Origin of the sequence: Roseiconus lacunae, from assembly GCF_008312935.1 — a bacterium.
Lineage (GTDB): Bacteria > Planctomycetota > Planctomycetia > Pirellulales > Pirellulaceae > Stieleria > Stieleria lacunae.
On sequence record NZ_VSZO01000001.1, the window covers coordinates 1240070 to 1260501 of the forward strand.

A 20432-nucleotide genomic window follows, 5' to 3' on the forward strand; every position below is an offset into this window, starting at 1 on the left:
ATCTATCGATCTGGCAAGCAAATCGAAGGAGGGTCCAAATCATTTGGTCAGGCAAATCATTCCGACGAGTTGGATTCTTTGTTCGAATCCTGCTCGCCTTCGAATTCACCGTCTGCGGAATGAGGCCGAGACGCTGCCTGTATTGTTCGGAATTCTTCTTCGCTGATGTCACCTTTCAAACGCATTTCTTCCAAGTTTAAAGGCCCGTCAGCGCTCGGATCCCAGTCCCCACTGGTGTAGTCGCGCAACCTTGCCACGAGGAAAAATGCGGCTACAGACAAGACGGTCATAATCAATAACGCAACACCAGCCTTCACTGCTGGATCACTCAACAATCCCATTATTACCGCTCATCTCTAACACGCTCTTGGGACACCTGCCGGCTACACCGAGAACACTGCATGATACGAGTGTCCAGCCGGGGTGGTCCAGCAATTTCGCTTGCGTGAAACACTTTTTTCGGGTTTCACGCCAATTTCGTCAACATCGATTTTGCCCCCAAAGCAATCCCCCGGACCGGAATGTCCAAATTCACCCGCGATGATCATTCACGACAGTGATCGCTTGTCTGGCTAAGTCTAGCCCACGACGGCCCTGCCCGAAGGCTCGAAAAATTACTGGGCCCGTAAATCCGCTCTGCGTCATCACCTGCCAAACCCGCCCCATATCGATATCGCCACGACCAAATGGCAGGTCTCCGCCGCATTCCAAATCCGGCTCGCACAGGTAAACACAACTCAACCGGTGCTGCATCCTCGCCAAGCGGGCGCCGATCGGAAACTCGCCACCGACGACCATTTCGCCGACGTCGGCGGCCAATCGAAGTGACGTGTCGCCTCCAATCCATTGCCCGAATCGTTCGAAATGGGCCACCGTGGCGATCGCGTGTTCAGTGACCGGACGAAGAGCCAGGTGAGTGCCAACGGCGGCGGCGCGTTCGGCCAGTGGCTGGACGGCGGCCGTCAATCGCTCCAGTGTCCGTTCACTTTGGCCGCAGCCCCGACCGCTCGAAAAAGTGATCGCGAGCGGGCTCATTTCGGCGGTTGCGTCGATCCAACGCAGCACCTTATCGCTCGCCAATCGCTGTTCGTCCGCGTCCCCACTGGCCAAACCAAAGCAGTCACACGAAACCGGCCGATCGAAGAACGGCGCGTCCAAATCAACGACAATCCGAACCTCGTGTTCTTTGCAAAGCCCTGCGATTTCGGCGGTGCGTGTTTCAAACCAAGCCAGATCGATATCCCACGAGCCGCGTTTGGGACTGATCGCGATCGCCCCAAATCCCATCTCCGCGAGAATGGGAATCAAATCCACCGCGTCATGAAATTCAAGGCTGCTGCAGTGGAATCCGGGAATCATCGTTTCGGCGTGATCGATCAGGTGACCTGGAGTTTTTTGGAAAGCAGAATGGCCGGGGCGACCAAGGCGAAAACCGCAAGGCCTGCGTTGGGGCCGGCGCCGAGAAACGCAAAGGCCGCCGCGAATGGAATGATCGTCAGCAGCGCCGCTCGGATGGTCAGCCCGATCGCTTTAGGCGTCGGGTTTAACTGCAACCGAGCCGCTCGGACGATCACCGGAACCCCGATCATCACGATCAAGAAGACAAACTGTCCGGTCGGACGTACGGCTAAATGGAGTTGTTGTTCCGCCGTGGCCAGTCCGGGCGCAAACGCCAACATGACAATTCCGATCAGCATCAGTACGAATCCGGTCCGACGATTGGTCGGGTCGCCCCCGGTCGCTTCGTCTCGCGCCAGCGTCGTGATTCCCATCACGTAGACCCCAAACCCCAGCGCGATAGACCAAACGAAACGCGGAATCTCGGGTAGTCCGTCGACCATTGGAAGCGCGGCCGACGCACCCAACATGAAACTCAAGAAACGACAGCTTCCCATCGCCGCCGGGGCGAACGGAGTCGCTTTAAGTGGTCCGTCATAAGCGACCACCATCGACGCAAGCGCCACGGCAACAACTGCGGGAAACCATGTCGAAGGTAAACCGCCGGCGGCATCGGCGGGCCCTGCCGTTACATAACCGCTGGCCGCCGCCGCCAGAACGCCGATGATCAGCAGGATCCAGCCGGCACGCTTGGCCGCAAACAAGGAAACGGCACCACTGGGAATCGGCCGGCCCGGACGTTCATGTCGATCCTTGTCGACATCAAACACATCATTGAGCACCATCCCCGCCCAGTACAACGCGACGCCTGCGACAAGGACTGTCAACAAACGAAGCGGTGCCACCGGGCCGCCCGCGACCAACAGGTAGGCCGCACTTACGTCTGCCAAGACGGTGAACACCGTTGGCAAACGAATCAATTGCAGCCAGGGTAGCAGGGATCCGGTGGGGTGTGTCGTAGCCGATTCTGACATGCGTTGATTATTCTTCGCTGGGCGTATCTTCGTTGGACTTGTCGTCGTCACCTTCGAGCATGCCTTTTAGCTCATCGAGCAGCAACTGCAAGCGACGTTTCTGAGTACTCGAGAGTTCGTCGCCGACTTCGATGGCCTTTTCCTGTGCGGCAACGGCAGACTTATAGTCTTTTTTCAACGCATAGAATCGGGCGATCGCTTCGTGAAGGGCGACCTTATTTTCGCTGCCTTCGATCGTTTCAACTTCGGTCTTCAAGGCCGTCAGCACGTCGTCGACAAGCGGTCCCAAGTCACCATCGTTTTGGCTGATGCCATAAAGTTGCATCGAAAAACGATAGACGGCCGGCCCGTTACCTTTGAGTTCCTTCAGTTGTTCGCGGTAATGCTTGAAATCTTCTTCGCCCGCGATACCGGTTAGCAAACGGAACTGGTAACGGATGTTCGTCCAACGCTCCTTGAATTCTTCATTGGTCGTTTCGCTGATTTGCGTTTCCAGCATCTTGCCCGCTTCTTCGACGTTGCCTCGCCCGGCCAACTGGGCGAATTTTTGAAGTGCTTCTTGGAACTGTTCTTCTTGCAGGCGTTCTTGCTTGAAGGCTTCGCGATCCCAGGAGTCATCGATCACTTGTGCCAACGGTTCGTCGAGTTCCATCGGGTGCCCGATCCATTCGATGACGCCAGACTTGCCGACGATGAAGGCGGCGGGGATACCGTTTTGGCCCGCAGCCAACATGTAATCACGGTGTGAGGATCCGTCGGGGTCGCTGGTCAGCGTGTACGGCGCGGTGACTTCGGCAAACGATTGTTCTTTGCCCGGGTAGGGTTCTTGCAATTTCTCGGTGATCGTTTCTCGGTCTTCGTCGCTGATGCTGACGATGTGAACGTTATCGGGACGATGCTTCTGTTGCAGTTCTGCGAGGTGCGGCATGCTGGCAACGCAAGGTGGACACCAAGTCGCCCAGAACTCGACCACATACACATTGTCTTTTTTGAACTTGGTGACTTTGGCATCGCTCTCGTCAAAGTAATGGGCGATATCCAGGGCGGGGGCTTTCGAGCCGACGTCGAGGTCAGCTTCGGCTTGAGCAGGACGCACCGTGATCGCGGCGGTCACGGCACAACAGAGAGCGGCGAGGGCAAAGCGTTTCATCGAATAGAACTCAAATTGAGTGTGTTGTTGGGACGGAAGCCTGATCGATACCGACCGATCATGGCGTTGGTTGTCGTCGTTATCAATCGTCTGTGAACTGGTATTCTAAAGCGATGAACACCGATCGGCAGCGCGGCTCGGTGTCGAATGATCGCGGCGACGGTCCAGGAACGTCTTCTCGCCGACCAGCACTAGGCCGTTCGGGGCAATGCGTTTACCGCTCCGGAAGTCACGGTTGCCAGAATCACAAATGCCAGCATCGCTGCGTCAAGACTGACGCATTGTATTCGGGATGGCCAACCGAGTCTCTAAGCCGTCGCCCGTGCCCCCCCGATTGCGAGTTCATCACGAGAGTACTTCGTGACGAGACATCGCAAAACGGTCGTTTCGATCGGAACTATCCGCCGCCGGCGGGGTTCATTTGCGCGAGCCCGGCCAAGAGATTTTGGATGTGGATCTAAACGTCCGAACCGATTTCGCTCGATAGCATCGTGTCGGCTCGCGTCCGACAGCGCCACTAGACCGTCGGCTACCGCCCCAAGCGACTTGTCTTCTTAACGACTCGGGAGTCTGAATGATGAACGCCTTTTCTTTTCGCCCTCGATTTGCCACCGTGCCCAGTTGCCGCCGCTTGCTTACCCTGGGGCTAGCCGCGGCGAGTTGTGTTGGATCCGCGTTTGCTCCGGTGGGAGTCACGCCACTTCGAAGTGCTGCCGCTGACGACTGGAATCGCTTTTTAGGCCCCGGTGGCGGATCGGTCAGCCAAGAATCGGTTGAGATTGTTGACCGATGGGGTGATTCCGAGAACTTGCTATGGAAGAAAAAACTTCCTGGATTGGGGGTGTCGAGTCCGATCATCGTCGATGGCAAGGTCTTTGTGACGAGCTATTCCGGCTACGGCACCGGCGGAGAGGATGAGTCGATGGATGATCTTAAACGTCACCTGACTTGCCTGGATGCGCAGACCGGCGAGGAACGTTGGGGCAAAACAATCGACGCCGTCTTGCCGGAAGATCCCTTCAGTCCGCCAGGCGTCACATCGCACGGGTACGCAAGCCACACGCCCGTCAGTGATGGAGAGTTCGTGTTCGTGTTCCTGGGGAAAACCGGAGTCATCGCGTACGACTTTGAAGGCAACGAGAAGTGGCGGCAAAGTGTAGGGACGGGAAGTGGCCGCGCTCGTTGGGGGTCAGCCGCGAGTCCGATCTTGTACCAGTCCGATCAGATGAACTTGCTGATCGTGACCGCGGCGGAAGAAAGCGAATCGCTGGTCGCGTTTGATACCAAGACAGGCAAGCAAGTTTGGAAATCGGAAGCGGCAAGCCTATCGGGTACCTGGAGCACGCCCAATTTGGTGGAGCTCGACGATCGGACTGATCTAGTGCTGACCGTTCCCGGTGAGATTTGGGGGATGAATCCCGAAACCGGAAAGTTGCGTTGGTATTCACGCGGTTCGGGAGATGGAACGACGTCGTCGAGTCCGCTTGTGGTCGACGATGTCGTTTATGCGATCGGTGGTCGAGGCGGTGAGACCATCGCGGTTCGTGCCGGTGGCAAAGGAGACGTCAACGAATCTCACATTGTTTGGGAGGCGGGAATTTCAGGGCGATTCTCAACCCCGATCGCTTATCAAGGCCATTTGTACGTTTATACCGATGGACGCATTTCCGCGTATGACCTTCAGACCGGTGAACGTGTCGGCCAGTCTCGTTTGCCGAGCAGCGATTCGGACCGCCGCAGCGGGTCCGGCGCCAGCCCCCAACGTGGTCGTTTCGGCAACATTGATTACTCCACCCCCGTCATTGCCGATGGGAAACTAATTGTCCCCACCAACAAGGGACAGTTCCATGTGATCACCGCCACTCCGGAGTTGGACGTGATCGCCACAAATCAGTTAACCGATGACACGGGGTTTGCCTCATCACCGGCGGTTAGCGAAGGACGTTTGTACCTGCGCAGCGGCGGTACGGTTTACTGCGTCGGCAAGCAGTGATACCGACCGGGGAATGAGCAACGTTTAGTACACGATCGCGATGAACCGGGCGGCTGTCCCACTTCGTCGCTGCCGATAAATCATGGTTTTACGATACAGTTTGTAGAAACTGGCAATTATCGTTTGCGTCGATCGGCGATAGAATAACTCATTCGTCGTTTTGCAAATCAGATCATCGCAATCATGCCATTGCTCTCCCGCCTGTACGCCCGAACCGTTTTCTTTCCCACACTCTGCTGGAACTATCTTCTCGCAAGGGTGCTCCCGTTCCGCCGCTGGTGGGACCGCATTGACGAGCATGTCATTGTCGGCGCCTACCCATTTTCCGGAGACGTCGCAGGGTTGCGCGGGGAAGGCGTTCGTGCCGTCGTCAATACCTGCGAAGAGTATTGCGGCCCGACGGCGGAATATCACAAACACGGGATCGAGCAGCTCCATATCCCCACGACCGACTTCACGCATCCGAAACTAGAAGACGTCGAGGCGGCGGTTGAGTTTATCCAGAAGTACAAGCTGCAAAACGACACGGTCTACATTCACTGCAAAGCGGGACGCGCCCGCAGCGCGACCGTCGCGGTGTGCTGGTTGATCAAGTACCGAGACATGACTCCCCAAGAAGCGCAAGCTCATCTGTTGGCAGTCCGTCCGCATAGCAACCCGCGAATTGCCGAACGACCCGTCGTCCGGCAATTCCAAGCCTCGCTTCGTACCGAAGAGAGCAACTCGGGACTGTTTCCTTCGATCGAGGAAGAACCGCTCAGCACCAGCGGCAGCGAGTAAGGTTCCGATAGGATCACCGCAGCGAACGGGACAACGGCGGCCATCGCGGATCGGAAAGGCGGCGGAGATGAATTACGGCGCACGCCTCCGTAGACTGCCGGTGGGGGAGACGATACCCTGCGGGTGAGGTCCGATCGGGTGTCGGATCAATTTGCCTTTCTATTGGAACCGCCAAGATGGACCGCTCGGATAACGACGTGGCTGTGCGGACCACGCTGACCCCTCGGCAGGAGTCGGCCCCGCCAGCGGAATTGTTTCAAACGTTGCGGTTATCGATGTTGCCAGGCATCGGTCCACGAACCTTGCGTTTGTTGCTAGAACGCTTCGGAACACCCGCCGATGTCCTCGCCGCCTCGGGAGAACAATTGGCCACGGTGACCGGCGTGGGGCCGAAACTGATTCATCGGATCCGGACCGCCGATCATCACGTCGACGCGGCAAGGATTTTGGCTTGGTGTCAAAAACACGACGTCGATTTGCTGCTCGAAGCATCAGGAGCTTACCCGGCTTCGTTGCGTGATCTTCATGACGCGCCTCCCTTGTTGTTTTCGCGCGGCACGATCGAGTCGGCCGATCAGTTAGCCGTCGCGATTGTCGGGACACGTCATGCGACCAGCTACGGTACCCGCCAAGCGGATCGATTGGCATATGGATTGGCGAAGGCAGGTGTCACTGTCGTCTCGGGGCTAGCCCGAGGGATCGATGCGGCCGCACACGAAGGAGCTTTGTCTGCCGGCGGCAGGACTATCGCGGTGCTTGGAGGTGGACTGGGACAGATTTATCCTGCCGAACACGTCGGATTAGCCGATGCGATCGCGGCCGACGGAGCCGTGGTCAGCGAGTATCGCCCCGACGCCAAACCACGCGGGGGCATGTTCCCACAACGCAATCGATTGATCGCAGCGATGTCCTTGGCCACACTGGTGATCGAGGCGCCCGATCGCAGTGGCGCGCTAATCACCGCGCGGCTAGCTGGCGAGATCGGACGCGATGTCCTAGCACTTCCCGGACCGGTGACGAGTCGCGCTTCACGAGGCGTTAACCAATTGATCCGCGAAGGCGCGACCTTGGTACAAACGGTTGACGATATTCTGGAGGCGATCGGGCCAATGGGGCGCGGCATCGTGACCGAAGATGACCGGCAGGTGCGCAATCCCGCAGAGCTAAAGTTGAACGACTTGGAGCGTCAAGTCCTCGACGCGATCGAATCGGCGAGCACACCGATCGACCAAGTGATCGCTTCGAGCGGGCTGGCCGCTCACCAAGTGATGGCGACCATCAGCGTTCTAGAGATGCGAAAATTGATCCGCCGAATCAGCGGTCAGTACGTTTCAAGGATCTGAACGCGTTGCACCTGTGAATGTTGAGGAGCTTATCCCGTGGACTAGGCACCAAACATCCATAGGACGGTCCCGACTTCCTGTTCGGTTTCCAGCGTTTCGGTTTGGCGAAACGAGCATACCCGACGAGACGATGCATAGCGTTTACGGCTCGGAGATCCGAACGACAATGTCGTTCAGCTCTCCGAGCTGACAACGCGTTGCATTCAAGGCGTTGCACTCAAGATATTTTCAACCGAGGCAATGCACTAGCCGCGACGGATTTCGCTACCTTTGAAGAAGACGGCAATGCGATAAACTTTGATTTGTTCGCAGTAGATCTTGCCGGTCTCTAAATCAAAACGTTCGGGGATCGTGCGTCTGCGGATATCGATTACGGCGTGGTAACCGCGTTCGGAGAACACATCGATCAGCATTTGAAGTGCGAGCGGGTCTTCCAGGATCTCGTCTTCACTGCTGATTGTCGCCCGCCCGGAAATCGCATGCCGAAGGACGATTGGGATGAACTTCGATTCGATCAGTTTGACAATCCGGTGAAACGTTTCGGGATGATCGTACTCGTACGAATCTAGTCGTCGAACCAAATCACGTCGCGCATGCTGGACGATGTGACTTGCCAGCGGAATATCGCCGATGGTGTGAAACGTTCGTGGGTCAAGCTCGAGTGAACTTTGGTATTCCAACTCGTTCAAGATATTTTCTTGAACGATCACCAAATCGGCTTGGGCATTGATGAAGTGAAAGTGAAACAGTTGTTTCAGCGAAACCAACGCGTCGTATGTTTTCTCTTTAAAGACGCGGTAACGGTTGCGGGCAAGTTCTTCGTTAAAGTCGGTGGCGCGTTCTTCCCAAAGTTCGCCGATGCCCGAGCGAGAGACTTCCTCGTTGTGCGCGATCACTTGACGGCCACGCATCAATTGACGTCGAATGCTTTCTGATTCATCGACAAACAAGACCATGATATGAAACACCGGAGGCTTCATCTGTTCCAGGTGCGGGTTGTCGATCAATTCGCGGCGCAGTGCCTTCATGCGATCGTACAGCATCTTCAGGCATTCGACCTGAACCTTCGTTCGTGGGAAACCATCCAGGATGGCGCCGTTTTGAAATTGCGGTTCGAGCAATTTGTTGAAGATCAGCGAAACGACTTCGCGGTCACCGACCATGCCGCCTTGGGCCTTGATCCGTTGAGCTTCGGGGGTGCTAAGCAGTTCACTGACGACGATCGGTTGGGCCGAGATGTCGCGAACCTCACGGATGAAGTCCGTGTTGGTTCCTTTGCCCGCCCCGGGGGCCCCGCCCAGCAAAATCAACTCGGTGGGGAACCGTAAATTCAAATGCCCTCTTTCTGTTTCGAGCTGTTTCCAAACAGAATTGAAAATCAGCTGCGCGTCTTTGACTTCAAGGTCGTCGGGCGGCAACTGTTTGCGTTCAGGTTCAGGAGCTCGATTCACGGCAGATCAGCGGGTGGCATGAAGGATGGTGGGCAGTGAAACGGCTCGACACCCGAGCCCGTCTGAAATATCGGCGATTCTACTTGCCTCGGTGAGCAGCGCGAGTCACCGAGCAAAACAAATTCAATTGACGGAGGGCAGACCACCCTTAGCAGTAGCCTATTGATCGTCAGGTCGGTTGCGTCGAAAAGTCAACGAATTGCAGTGCGAAGTAGCACAAGTCGACTTGCATCGGCGGAGCGAAACGAACGCCCGGAATGGAAGGCGACTAGAAAACAAATCACGGCGTGGCTGGAAAAAACCTCGCGCCGCCGCGTGTGTCGATGATCGAACCCGAGGCAGATTGATCAGTAGGGAACGTCAATCGCATCACACAAAAATCGCATCAACGGGCGCGCTTGCTTGACACGTTCGACGACGAGATCGGGAAAGCTCGCGCTGGTGACTTCTGAAGTTGTAAAGGGTGCGATCGCGATGAAGTCTTTACGCCAAAGGTCTTCGATCAACGGGTGGTCTTTAGGATAGTCACGTGGCGCGGTTTTAAGACTTTCACCGACCAACTCGTAATGTTGTGCGAATGATTTTTGGTTGCGTGTTCGTTTCCAAGCTTTGGGGTCGGTATCGATCAACGCGCGGATCGCCGCCAAGGTCGGTCCGTCTGGACGCCAGCAGCCCGCCCCGATAAAGCACTCATCGGGATCGAAGTGCAAGTAGATGCCCGGTGCGTGAATGTCTTTCCCGGCTTGGTGGCGAAACGAAATGCCGACGTTGGTTTTGTAGGGTAGTTTGTCTTTGCTAAATCGAGTGTCGCGGTAGATTCGCATCACCGACCCGTTGTGAGCTTTGGGGACCACATGCAGCATCGGCGCGACCTTGTCGAGCGGTTTCTGCAATCGCGAAACGAGTTCAACCGCTGGGCCACGCACGTCAGTTTCGTAACGGTTTTTGTTCTCGGCGAACCAATCGCGGTCGTTGTGATCGCGAAGGTCCCGCAGGAACTTGAACAGCTTCTTATCGAGGATCAGTCCGCTCATTCGGTCGCCTGGATGATTAGGGGGTGGACGAGTGCTAGTGGGCGAATCGTCCTTGATCGGCCCCCTTCGTTAGCGACGCGTCGGCTGGACACCTTGCTGACGGGATTCATTGCCGGTGCCAGTTGTCGCTCGGCTGGACGTCGCTCGGCTCGCTTGGCGAATGACCGATCGGCGGTAGGTTTCTTTGACCACCGTTTCAAATTGGGCTCGAACCGAATCGTCGACCTGGGGGAGTTGCTCGACCATATCCAGCATCCCTTTCGGATTGGATTGGCAAGCCCCGGAAACCTGGCTAATAAAACTGGCCGTTTCGACAAAGTTATGGTCGGCGGACTTTCCGATCAAGCCGCTCAACGAACGGGCAATCAGATCTGCGCCCAAACTTTCGAATTTGACATAGCAATCGAGCGTTCCCATCACAGTTGTTTCGCCGTCGGCCGCGATCGCGTAAGAACTGCGAAACACGAAAAGTCCTTTTCCGACTATCGGTTTTTGCGTGAACTTGCCATCGTACATGCCCTCGGCATAGTAGACGTGCAGATTGCGATCACCATAAATCAAGTCAATCACGCAGGTGGTTCCGCTGCTGTCATCGGCTCGAAGTTGATACGGCCCGATCCGTTCGGCCTGGACATTGGTAATGCCCATCAGGTCCCACAGCCCAATGATAGCTTCCGGCTGACGGGTCAAAAAGAGAAACAGATCCTCGTCGCAGCGTATCGCCTGGGCGGGCAATCGCCGGCGAATCGTCGGCTTGTCGGTGATCGAGGCGATTCGTTGCCGAGCCTGGGGCGTTAACCGTTCGACCGGCAAAGCATCGATCAAGTCGTCGGCGTCGGCTATCTGCTCGTTCTTATCGGAACCGATCAGCGAACGAATTCCGAATAGCCCGCCGGATCGCTTGGTGTCATCCTCGGAATCTCCGCCGGCACGTCCTGAAGGGCTCCGCAAGCGGGGATTTTCGGCATGAATGGTCGTAGGCAACACGCAGCAAAACACCACGGCGGACAGCCAGGTTGCCCACCGAAGGTCTACAAAGCGACAGCGACGACCGAATTCGCTCGCCGAGGATTCGATATGCCCGGTCTTTTTTGCCACCAAAATCCCTAGAGTTCGGAGGGAATGCCGGACAGGTGTGGGCCGTAATAGTTTGCCCACACTGGGTTGCGTTGATGCGACCACGAGGCCGTTGCTGTCATTCGGGCAGCAAACGTCCGCGGATGTCCCAGACCCCAGGGTTAGGTTCGGCCAAAGCGGCGATCGGAGTTGAGTGATTTCGTCACCTCGGCACAGACCCCCACCGAGGGGCGAAAAAGTTCTGAGTTCGCCGCGAAATTGCTCAAGTCTGGCACCCTCGACACCTTTGATTGGGTCCTGAATAATTCAGGCCACCAAAGGAAGCACGAACTTTACACTCCAACTTGAACGAAAGATGGCCAAGAAAACCATTGACCAGATCGACGTCGCCGGAAAGACCGTCCTGATGCGGGTCGATTTCAACGTCCCCTTGGACGATTCACAAGCGATCACCGACGATCGCCGTATCCGGATGGCGTTGCCCAGCATCAAAAGTGTCATCGATCGCGGCGGCAAGCTGATCCTGATGAGCCACTTGGGACGCCCTAGCGGAGATCCGTCTGACGCAGAAAAGTTTTCGCTCGCCCCGGCCGCTAAGCGATTGGGCGAATTGCTGGGCAAAGGCGTCGCGTTCGCCACCGATACCGTCGGCGACGACGCGACTTCGAAAGCGTCCGCGATGACCGATGGCGATGTGCTGGTATTGGAGAATTTGCGATTCAGCGCCGGTGAGAAAAAGGGTGACGAAGCGTTCGCCGGAAAATTGGCCGCGTTTGCCGACGCTTACTGCAACGATGCCTTCGGGACTTGCCACCGCAAAGACGCATCGATGTACGCCGTTCCACTTGCGATGGAAGGCAAGCCTCGCGTCGTCGGACATTTGGTCGCTAAAGAAATCCAATACCTCAGCGATGCGATCGGCAACCCCAAGCGTCCCTTCGTGGCGATCCTCGGTGGTGCCAAGGTCAGCGACAAAATTAACGTGATCAATAACCTGCTGGGCATCTGTGACTCGGTTTTGATCGGCGGCGCGATGGCCTACACGTTCTCGCTGGCGCAAGGCGGATCGATCGGAAATAGCTTGGTCGAAAAAGACAAGGTTGACCTAGCCAAAGAATTGATTGAAAAGGGCGGCGATAAACTGGTCCTGCCCGTCGATACGCATTGCGGCGACGATTTCGGAGATCCGGCCGGGTGCAATAAAGAAGTCGTCGATGCCGGTGCGATCAAAGACGGTTTCGAAGGCATGGACATCGGTCCGGTCACGAGTGCGAAGTACGCCGAGATCCTCAAGTCGGCCAAGACGATCGTTTGGAACGGGCCGATGGGCGTGTTCGAAAAGCCGCCGTTTGATGCCGGGACCAAAGCCGTCGCACAGGCCGTTGCCGATAGCGACGCGATTAGCATTATCGGCGGTGGCGACAGTGCCGCCGCGGTTGATCAACTCGGGTTCGCCGATCAGGTTTCCCATGTCAGCACCGGCGGTGGGGCCAGCCTGGCAATGCTCGAAGGCCAAGCGTTCGCCGCGGTCGATTTACTCGACGAAGCCTAAAGCGATTGGGCCTAGTGCTTCGTCAACTTTTGATTTTAGGATTAGCCGCATGGCGTTAGCCACGGTTTCGGTGCAGTAACCGCGGCTAACGCTCGTCTGATGAGCCGAACCAGAACATTTGGTTTAGACGGAGCACTAGAGCGATTGGGCCTAAAGCGATTAGCTCGAGGCACCGTGATGACACGACCGCCTCGATCGATCATCCAAGGCCGGGCTTGCGACTGTTCGCAAGTTCGGCCCGTTTTTTATCTTAAGCTTTGAACCACCGAGAAAACGCGTCCCATGAGATTCACCGCCGAAGACCAGCGTTTGATCGAAAGTGAACGCCGCCAACGCCACTGGCAACGATGGGGGCCCTACCTGTCCGAACGGCAATGGGGCACCGTACGCGAAGACTATAGCGAAGACGGAAATTCAACCTGGGGGTACTTTCCCCACGATCATGCCCGCAGCCGCGCCTATCGTTGGGGTGAAGACGGCTTGTTGGGGATCACCGATCGCAAGGGACGATTGTGTTTCTCGGTGGCTCTCTGGAACGGACGTGATCCGATCCTAAAGGAACGCTTGTTCGGTGTGACCGGGCCGGAAGGCAATCATGGCGAAGACGTCAAAGAGTGCTATTACTATCTCGATAGCACGCCGACGCACAGCTACATGAAGGCGCTTTATAAGTATCCACAAGCGCGCTATCCCTACGAAGATTTGGTCGCCGAAAGCCGCTCGCGTTCACGCAACGATCCCGAGTTCGAACTTTGTGACACCGGGATTTTTGACGAATCACGCTACTTTGATATTCAAGCAGAATATGCCAAAGATGGCCCCAACGATTTACTGATCCGACTGACCGTGACCAATCGCGGCGCACAGCCCGCGGTGTTGCACTTGGTGCCCCAGCTTTTCTTTCGCAACACATGGACGTGGCAGTGCACCGATGAAGGGTGTCTCCAACGCCCGACGATGGAACAAGTTGGCCAGTCGGTCCTTGTCAAACATGAAACACTCGGTGAATTCTGGTTTAGTTGTGACATGATGGACAACCAAGAGGCGTGGTCTTGGCTGTTTACCGATAATGACACGAACCCCGAACGCCATCCCGGTTTGCCTTCGGAATCGAAGTACCACAAAGATGCGTTTCATGAATACGTCATCGAAGGCGACACGGGAACGGTCAACCCCGCTCGAACCGGGACGAAGTGCGCGCCCTACGGCGTGAACTTAATTCCCGGTGGTGAGTCTCGGGTGCTGAAGCTGCGGTTAAGCGGAGTTGACGAATCGATCGCCGCCGAAACGTGCGGCGGCCGTATCGAGCAATTCTTTGAATCGGCGTTTGGCGAAGGCTTTGACGAAACATTTCGTAGGCGGATCGAAGAATGCGACGAGTACTACAAGACCCGAATCCCCGATTCGATTCCCGAGTGTCGTCATGGTGTGATGCGTCAGGCGTACGCCGGGCTACTGTGGACGAAGCAGTTTTATCACTATGTCGTCAACACGTGGTTGGAAGGCGACCCGAACGGCATTTCGGTTTCTGAAAGTCGTCAGCATGGCCGAAATAGCGAATGGCGTCATCTGTTTAACCGCGATGTGATCTCGATGCCTGACAAATGGGAATACCCTTGGTATGCCGCTTGGGACTTGGCGTTTCACATGGTCCCGATGGCTCACCTGGATCCCAAGTTCGCGAAAGAGCAAATGATCCTGTTCTTGCGCGAATGGTACATGCACCCCAGTGGACAAATCCCGGCGTACGAGTGGCACCTCGATGACGTCAATCCACCGGTACACGCCTGGGGCGTGTGGCAGGTTTATAAAGCAAGCGGTCCACCGATGCAGCGGGATCGCTCGTTTCTTGCGCGGGCGTTCCAAAAGCTGTTGTTGAACTTCACTTGGTGGGTAAATCGAAAAGACCCGCGTGGACGGAACATCTTTAGCGGCGGATTCCTGGGACTCGATAACATCGGTGTCTTTGATCGCAGTAAGCCACTTCCCAACGGTCATTTGGAGCAAGCCGATGGGACCGCTTGGATGGCGTTCTATTGCGGCACGATGTTACGGATCGCCATCGAGCTTGCCGACGAAAGCGAAGCGTACGGCGACATGGCCAGCAAGTTCTTTGAACACTACGTCGCCATCGCCGAAGCGATGAACACGATGGATGGCACCGGATTGTGGGACGAAGAAGAAGGTTTTTACTACGACCATCTGTACGTCGATGGAAAATCGATTCCGATCCGTGTCCGCTCTCTCGTTGGCCTGTTACCGTTGATGGCCGGTGTCATCCTGGAAGAGAAAATTATTGGCAAGCTTCCCGGTTTCACACGTCGAATGCAATGGTTCTTGGACAGTCGGCCGGATCTGTCCAGTCACATGACGTACCTGGAAGGCGAAGGACCAGATGACGATACGAAAGTCACTCGGCGATTGCTGGCGATCCCAAGCGAAGACCGCTTCAGGCGATTGCTGAGCGTGATGCTGGATGAATCAGAGTTCTTGTCAAAGTATGGCATCCGCAGCCTTTCGGCGGCTCATGGCAAAGAACCTTTCGTCTTCGATTTTGGCGGCACACGTCACGAAGTTCGCTACGTCCCCGGTGAAAGTGACAGCGCGATGTTTGGCGGGAACAGCAATTGGCGCGGACCGATCTGGCTGCCAATGAATTATTTGATCATCCAGTCGCTCAAACGCTATCACGCCTTCTACGGGGACGCCTTCAAGGTCGAGTGCCCGACCGGGAGCGGACAGATGATGACGTTGATGGAAGTGGCCACGGAAATCGAAAGTCGCTGTATCTCGCTGTTTGAATGCGACGAAAATGGCACACGTGCCGTGCACGGTTCGGAATCAAGGTACGGCGACGATCCCGCTTGGAAGGATTTGATTCTGTTTTACGAATACTTCCATGCCGACGACGGGCGTGGGCTAGGGGCCAGTCACCAGACGGGCTGGACGGCATTGGTTGCGTCAATGATCCGCAGCCAATCGGATCTACCAAGACACACGCCAATCGCGACGGTTTAGATATAATGGGCGTCCTCTCCTGTCCCGACGCCCTCCTGCTAGATCGATTGATGATACGACGACGCCCGAATTTTGCCGTCTCGGTGATGTTGGTAGCCCTGACCGCAAGTTTCCTAACCGCGAATTTCCCGACCGCGAGTCTTCGGCCCTCCGCTTGTCAGGCACAAGTCGCCGAGTCGGTCCCGTTCCGATTCGCCGATGGTGACCGCGTCGTCATGATCGGCGATGGCTTAATCGAACAGGAGCAATACTTCGGTTGGATCGAGACGATGATCACAACCGCCGATCCGCTCGATCACGTCACTTTTCGGAACTTAGGCTGGAACGGGGACACCCCCGCCGGCGATTCTCGGTTCGGACTCAGCCTACTGCAAGCCGGAAACGAGCCTGCCGATGAAGGCTGGAAACAATTGCAAAAACAGATCGACTTGACCAAGCCGACCGTCGCGATGATCGGTTACGGCATGGCGGACGCTTTGGAGTACGCCGCGGCATCCAAACGTCCGGGAGCGACGATCACCCTTGACCAAGCGACCGACCGATTCACTTCGCAACTTGAGCGGCTCGCAAACCGTGTTCGCGAAACTTCCCCGGACTGCCGTTTGCTCTTCCTGTCGCCGATCTCGCCGGTCGGGGATTCGGTACTGAGCCGTGATGTTGTCGATCGCTTTACCGAAGCAATCCAAACCGTTAGTAAGAAAACCGACGGACATACGATCGATCTACGTGATTCGGCGACCGATCCCAACCAACGCAAAGACGCCGTCCACTTAAACGAAGCCGGTTACAAAGCCATCGCCAATGACATCGCACGATCATTGGGGATGACACATCAAGATTGGAACAATGAACCGTCGGTCGCGGCGTTGCGACAAGTGATCTTGGAAAAAAATCGTCTGTGGTTTCATCGATCACGGCCAGCAAACATGGCCTATGTCTTTGGCTTTCGAAAGCACGAGCAAGGGCAGAACGCCGTCGAGATTCCCCAGTTCGACCCGTTGATCGAAGCAGAGGAAAAGAAAATCGCTGCCTTACGATCGCTCAAGACGACCGAGCCCAAAGCAGACACGCGGCACCTGAAATCGAAGTACGCCGAATTCACCCCGCAGCCACTTCCGGAGTTTGTCGTCGGTGACGACTTGGAAGTCACGCTTTGGGCTGAAAATCCCATGCTGAACAAGCCGATCCACATGAACTTCGATCCTCAAGGTCGCTTGTGGGTGGTCAGCAGTGAAGCCTATCCGATGATCGAAGTCGGCCAAGCATTACCGGATAAAGTGCTGATTCTGGAAGATTCCAACAATGACGGAACCGCTGATAAATCCACGATCTTCGCCGATCAATTGTTGATCCCCACCGGGATCGCCCCGTCGGGTAACGGCGTGTATGTCGCACAGAGCACGGACTTGCTTTATCTGGAAGACACCGATGGCGATGGCACCGCGGATCGACGACAACGAGTGCTCAGCGGTTTTGGGACCGAGGATACACACCACAATTTGCATACGCTGAATTTTGGCCCCGACGGTCGTCTTTACATGAATCAGTCGGTTTACACGCGGACCGATGCGGAAACCCCATTTGGCGTCACACGACTTAAAGCCGGTGGTGGTCTCCGCTTTGATCCACGCAACGGTCGGATGGATATCTTCTTTCGGGGACTTTGGAATCCCTGGGGACATCAGTTTGACCAACACGGAAACTCCTTCATGACCGACGGTGCCGGTTTCGAAGGGATCGCGTACGTGTTTCCCGGGGCGACGTTTCGGCCCACCCCAGGCGCTCGGCAATTGCTGCAACTGATCAGCCCCGGTGGTTATCCGAAATTCTGCGGCGGTGAAATCGTCGAGGGCGAGAGCTTCCCTAAGGATTGGCAAGGTTCGTTTGTGACCTGTGATTTCCGAGCCAACCGGGTGACTCGTTTCAGTCTCTCTGAATCCGAATCAGGGTTCGTAACCACACAAGAAAGCGACTTGCTGAGAACCAACGCAAGCACTTTTCGGCCGATCGACGTCAAACAAGGCCCCGACGGCGCACTGTACGTTGCCGACTGGTCCAATCCGATCATCAATCATGGTGAAGTCGACTTTCGTGATCCTCGTCGTGACCGTTGGCACGGTCGAATCTGGCGAATCACGAGCAAGAGCCACTCAACTCGTCAGCCGATCAACCTTCGAGATCAAACCACGGACACGTTGGTGGCGAACCTGTTCGGGAATGATCGGTACCTTCGTGAACAATCACGCCGCGTTTTGATCGAACAAGCCGAGCAGACCGCCGGCAAGCTTGATGCGATTTGGGATCTTGCGAAGACACCACGTCAGCAGGTCGATGTTGTTCGATTGACCGCCGCGATCGGTCATCCGAACATCGATCGTTTAAAAGCAGTTTTGACCGGCGAAGACACCGACGCCCGCGCCGCCGCGACACGATTGCTCGGCGACTGGGCCGATCCATCGAATCCAGCGGTGTCGGTCGAAGGTGGACAGGCGATCGAATGGCTGAAAAGTTTGATCGTCGATACCGATGCACGCGTGCGATTGGAGTCAATCTGTGCCCTCGAAAAAGTCGGTACGCTCGAGGCAATCAAGTTGTCGCTTCACGCACTTAATCGCCCGACCGATCGGTTTATTTCCCATGCCTTGTTTAACAACGTCGATGCGAATACCGATCGTCTGATCGCGGATTTGAATCAACAACAAAACCAAGCGGACTATGGACAAGCACAGTTGGAATTTGTTCTGACGAGCGTTCCCGCCGCCAAAGCGAGTGCTTTTCTGAGTCGCTACATCGAGCGAAACGAAATCCCCAGCAATGGAGACGGTCCCTGGATCGAATTGATTGCCAAGGCAGGCGGTCCCAGCGAAGTCACCGCGCTTTACCAACGAGTGATCGACCGGCATTTCGAAAACGACGCGTTGGTTCGCGCGATCAACGCGGTCGCCGATGCCAAGAAGTTTCGTAAAGTGGCGCCAACGCTAGACCAGCCAGGCCGCGGATTAGGCGCACTGTTAACGGACGACCAGCCGGCGATTCGTGATGCCGTCGTGAACTTGATCGGTGCGTGGCGATTGCGATTTTTCGTTCCACAATTAACGAAGATCGCCGGACAAGTGACAGCTTCGGATGCGGCTCGACAAAATGCGATCATGGCCCTGCGTTCTTGCGGCGGCGAAAAGGCACTTGAAGCGCTCGTGGACCTTGCGGGGAATGCCGAGGCAATCGTTGTTCGCAACGCCGCCATTTCCTCGCTCGCTTCGATGAATGCTTCCAAAGCAGTTGCCCCATTCTATACCGCGCTTACCGAAATCGAAGATGAGACGGCGGCGATCGGACTTTGGCGTTCAATGTTGTCGACCAAAGATGGCGAAAAATTGTTGGTCAGTTCGATTCCCGCCGGCGGGATTAGCGAGGTCGCCGCTCGAGCAGGCATCCGTGCCGCGAATGAAATTGGTAAAAACTCCGGTCCGTTGATCGATACATTGATGCCATTGAGCGGTTTGACGATGACGGCTTCGGCATGGTCACCCGAACGGGCGCGTGAAGTCCGTCGGTTGGTAGAGATCCGTGGTGATGCCGATCGCGGTGAATGGGTTTACCGGCGTAACGATCTGCAGTGCATGACCTGTCACGCGATCGGTGGCGTTGGCGGAAAGGTCGGTCCGGACATGACTAGCTTGGGCGCAAGTGCTCCGATCGACTATATCATCGAGTCGCTATTCGATCCCAACGCGAAGATCAAAGAGAACTATCACAGCGTGACCGTTTTGAATGACGACGGGCAAGTCTTCGCCGGAATCGAACAAGGAAGTACTGAAGACGAACTCGTCCTCCGCGATGCGACAGGCAAACTAATTCGGTTGCCTCGCGAAGAAGTCGTTCAAGTGAAGCAAGGTAAGTCGCTTATGCCGGCAGCCCTACTCGATCGTGTGTCACAGCAAGATCAATTGGACCTGATCAAGTTCCTGACACGATTGGGCAAGCCTGGCAAGTTCGATGCAAGTCGACAAACCGTCGCACGGGTGCTCGAAGTGTTCGCCGGTTCCCACCGGATAGAGCAAGAAGGCAACGAAGAAATCGTCGCTGGCAAACCGCTCCAAGGTTGGAAACCTTTACAAGCTCGCGTCAACGGTGATATCGAACGAGACCAGCTACGAGAGTTGACTGTTCAGCCGCGACACACTTCGTTGGTAAACATCTATCTGCGAACCAAGATTGAGGTCAGTTCGAAGACGGTGGCAAAGTTTGCCGTTGACAACATCGACAAGGCACGCGTTTGGATTGACGGGATGGATCGCGGTACGGTCGACGATTTGGTCGCACTCGAACCGGGCAAGCACACGTTATTGATCCAAATCGACGGACGAGAGCTACCGGAATCAATCGCACTTCGAAGCGAAGAAGTAACGTTCGTCCACGAGTAATTCGCGGCATCATTGATCACTCGGCGAGATGAGCGGCAAGTCAATCGACGGCACTGGACGCATCCACCGGTTGCCGCCGGTCATCGCTTCGTACCGGGCGTGACCTGATGTGGGACGTGACTTTGTGCGGGGCATAGGGATATCGGCCCGATCGGAATACCGTTGCGTCGCTACCGATGTCTAAACGGCTTTCGTTTCTGTACGGACGCCGATGACCGCGATGCGTCACCGTTCGAGG

At 56.0% G+C, this 20432-nt stretch carries 13 protein-coding genes; 6 read left to right on the forward strand and 7 right to left on the reverse strand.

All coding sequences use genetic code 11. The annotated features are described in order from the left end of the window. Positions 1-56 precede the first annotated feature (56 nt). The 4 genes from FYC48_RS04780 to FYC48_RS04795 all read right to left on the reverse strand — a co-directional run bounded on the left by FYC48_RS04780 (position 57) and on the right by FYC48_RS04795 (position 3522). The gene (locus FYC48_RS04780) at positions 57-332 is read right to left on the reverse strand and encodes a hypothetical protein (RefSeq protein WP_149495465.1); all 276 of its coding nucleotides are present in this window, start codon (positions 330-332) and stop codon (positions 57-59) included. A 199-nt stretch (positions 333-531) separates the two neighbouring features. Further along, positions 532-1359 carry a sugar phosphate isomerase/epimerase family protein gene (locus FYC48_RS04785; protein WP_149495466.1) on the reverse strand — a complete coding sequence of 276 codons (828 nt, stop codon included), beginning with the start codon at positions 1357-1359 and terminating at the stop codon, positions 532-534. A 17-nt stretch (positions 1360-1376) separates the two neighbouring features. Continuing rightward, positions 1377-2372 carry a UbiA family prenyltransferase gene (locus FYC48_RS04790; RefSeq protein ID WP_149495467.1) on the reverse strand — a complete coding sequence of 332 codons (996 nt, stop codon included), beginning with the start codon at positions 2370-2372 and terminating at the stop codon, positions 1377-1379. Positions 2373-2379: 7 nt separating this feature from the next. Next, on the reverse strand, positions 2380-3522 hold the full coding sequence (locus FYC48_RS04795) for a TlpA disulfide reductase family protein (protein ID WP_149495468.1): 1143 nt from the start codon (positions 3520-3522) through the stop codon (positions 2380-2382). Between the two features lie 577 nt (positions 3523-4099). Here FYC48_RS04795 and FYC48_RS04800 point away from each other — a divergent pair. From FYC48_RS04800 to dprA, 3 genes are all read left to right on the forward strand, one after another. Beyond that, a complete protein-coding gene (locus FYC48_RS04800; RefSeq protein WP_149495849.1) occupies positions 4100-5515 on the forward strand; it encodes a PQQ-binding-like beta-propeller repeat protein in 1416 nt (471 codons plus the stop codon). A gap of 183 nt (positions 5516-5698) precedes the next feature. Continuing rightward, complete coding sequence (locus FYC48_RS04805; RefSeq protein ID WP_200836534.1) at positions 5699-6295, forward strand: phosphatidylglycerophosphatase and protein-tyrosine phosphatase 1 family protein; 597 nt, start codon at positions 5699-5701, stop codon at positions 6293-6295. A 176-nt stretch (positions 6296-6471) separates the two neighbouring features. Next, positions 6472-7638: a DNA-processing protein DprA gene (dprA, locus tag FYC48_RS04810; protein ID WP_149495469.1), complete on the forward strand. Its 1167-nt coding sequence runs from the start codon at positions 6472-6474 to the stop codon at positions 7636-7638. Positions 7639-7883: 245 nt separating this feature from the next. Here the strand turns inward: dprA and FYC48_RS04815 are convergent, their stop codons facing one another. The 3 genes from FYC48_RS04815 to FYC48_RS04825 all read right to left on the reverse strand — a co-directional run bounded on the left by FYC48_RS04815 (position 7884) and on the right by FYC48_RS04825 (position 11221). Further along, entirely contained in the window at positions 7884-9089 is a 1206-nt protein-coding gene (locus FYC48_RS04815) for a nucleoside monophosphate kinase (protein WP_149495470.1), read from the reverse strand. Positions 9090-9436: 347 nt separating this feature from the next. After that, positions 9437-10123 (reverse strand): DUF2461 domain-containing protein, encoded by a 687-nt coding sequence (locus FYC48_RS04820; protein WP_149495471.1) that lies wholly within the window; start codon positions 10121-10123, stop codon positions 9437-9439. A gap of 69 nt (positions 10124-10192) precedes the next feature. Continuing rightward, positions 10193-11221: a hypothetical protein gene (locus tag FYC48_RS04825; protein ID WP_149495472.1), complete on the reverse strand. Its 1029-nt coding sequence runs from the start codon at positions 11219-11221 to the stop codon at positions 10193-10195. A 334-nt stretch (positions 11222-11555) separates the two neighbouring features. Here FYC48_RS04825 and FYC48_RS04830 point away from each other — a divergent pair, with 334 nt between their 5' ends. The 3 genes from FYC48_RS04830 to FYC48_RS04840 all read left to right on the forward strand — a co-directional run bounded on the left by FYC48_RS04830 (position 11556) and on the right by FYC48_RS04840 (position 20194). Further along, on the forward strand, positions 11556-12752 hold the full coding sequence (locus FYC48_RS04830; RefSeq protein ID WP_149495473.1) for a phosphoglycerate kinase: 1197 nt from the start codon (positions 11556-11558) through the stop codon (positions 12750-12752). A 282-nt stretch (positions 12753-13034) separates the two neighbouring features. Next, positions 13035-15770, forward strand: a complete 2736-nt coding sequence (locus FYC48_RS04835; protein WP_149495474.1) for an MGH1-like glycoside hydrolase domain-containing protein — start codon at positions 13035-13037, stop codon at positions 15768-15770. A 50-nt stretch (positions 15771-15820) separates the two neighbouring features. Beyond that, positions 15821-20194, forward strand: coding sequence for a PVC-type heme-binding CxxCH protein (locus tag FYC48_RS04840; RefSeq protein WP_160149318.1), 4374 nt, complete (start codon positions 15821-15823; stop codon positions 20192-20194). The last annotated feature ends 238 nt before the right edge of the window (positions 20195-20432 follow it).

What these genes read in the sequence shown, in the direction of transcription:
- FYC48_RS04790 (WP_149495467.1), bottom strand. Translation starts at nt 2,372, where the DNA reads ATGTCAGAATCGGCTACGACACACCCCACCGGATCCCTGCTACCCTGG.
- FYC48_RS04795 (WP_149495468.1), bottom strand. Translation starts at nt 3,522, where the DNA reads ATGAAACGCTTTGCCCTCGCCGCTCTCTGTTGTGCCGTGACCGCCGCG.
- FYC48_RS04835 (WP_149495474.1), top strand. Translation starts at nt 13,035, where the DNA reads ATGAGATTCACCGCCGAAGACCAGCGTTTGATCGAAAGTGAACGCCGC.
- FYC48_RS04800 (WP_149495849.1), top strand. Translation starts at nt 4,100, where the DNA reads ATGAACGCCTTTTCTTTTCGCCCTCGATTTGCCACCGTGCCCAGTTGC.
- dprA (WP_149495469.1), top strand. Translation starts at nt 6,472, where the DNA reads ATGGACCGCTCGGATAACGACGTGGCTGTGCGGACCACGCTGACCCCT.
- FYC48_RS04830 (WP_149495473.1), top strand. Translation starts at nt 11,556, where the DNA reads ATGGCCAAGAAAACCATTGACCAGATCGACGTCGCCGGAAAGACCGTC.
- FYC48_RS04805 (WP_200836534.1), top strand. Translation starts at nt 5,699, where the DNA reads ATGCCATTGCTCTCCCGCCTGTACGCCCGAACCGTTTTCTTTCCCACA.
- FYC48_RS04840 (WP_160149318.1), top strand. Translation starts at nt 15,821, where the DNA reads ATGATACGACGACGCCCGAATTTTGCCGTCTCGGTGATGTTGGTAGCC.
- FYC48_RS04820 (WP_149495471.1), bottom strand. Translation starts at nt 10,123, where the DNA reads ATGAGCGGACTGATCCTCGATAAGAAGCTGTTCAAGTTCCTGCGGGAC.
- FYC48_RS04785 (WP_149495466.1), bottom strand. Translation starts at nt 1,359, where the DNA reads ATGATTCCCGGATTCCACTGCAGCAGCCTTGAATTTCATGACGCGGTG.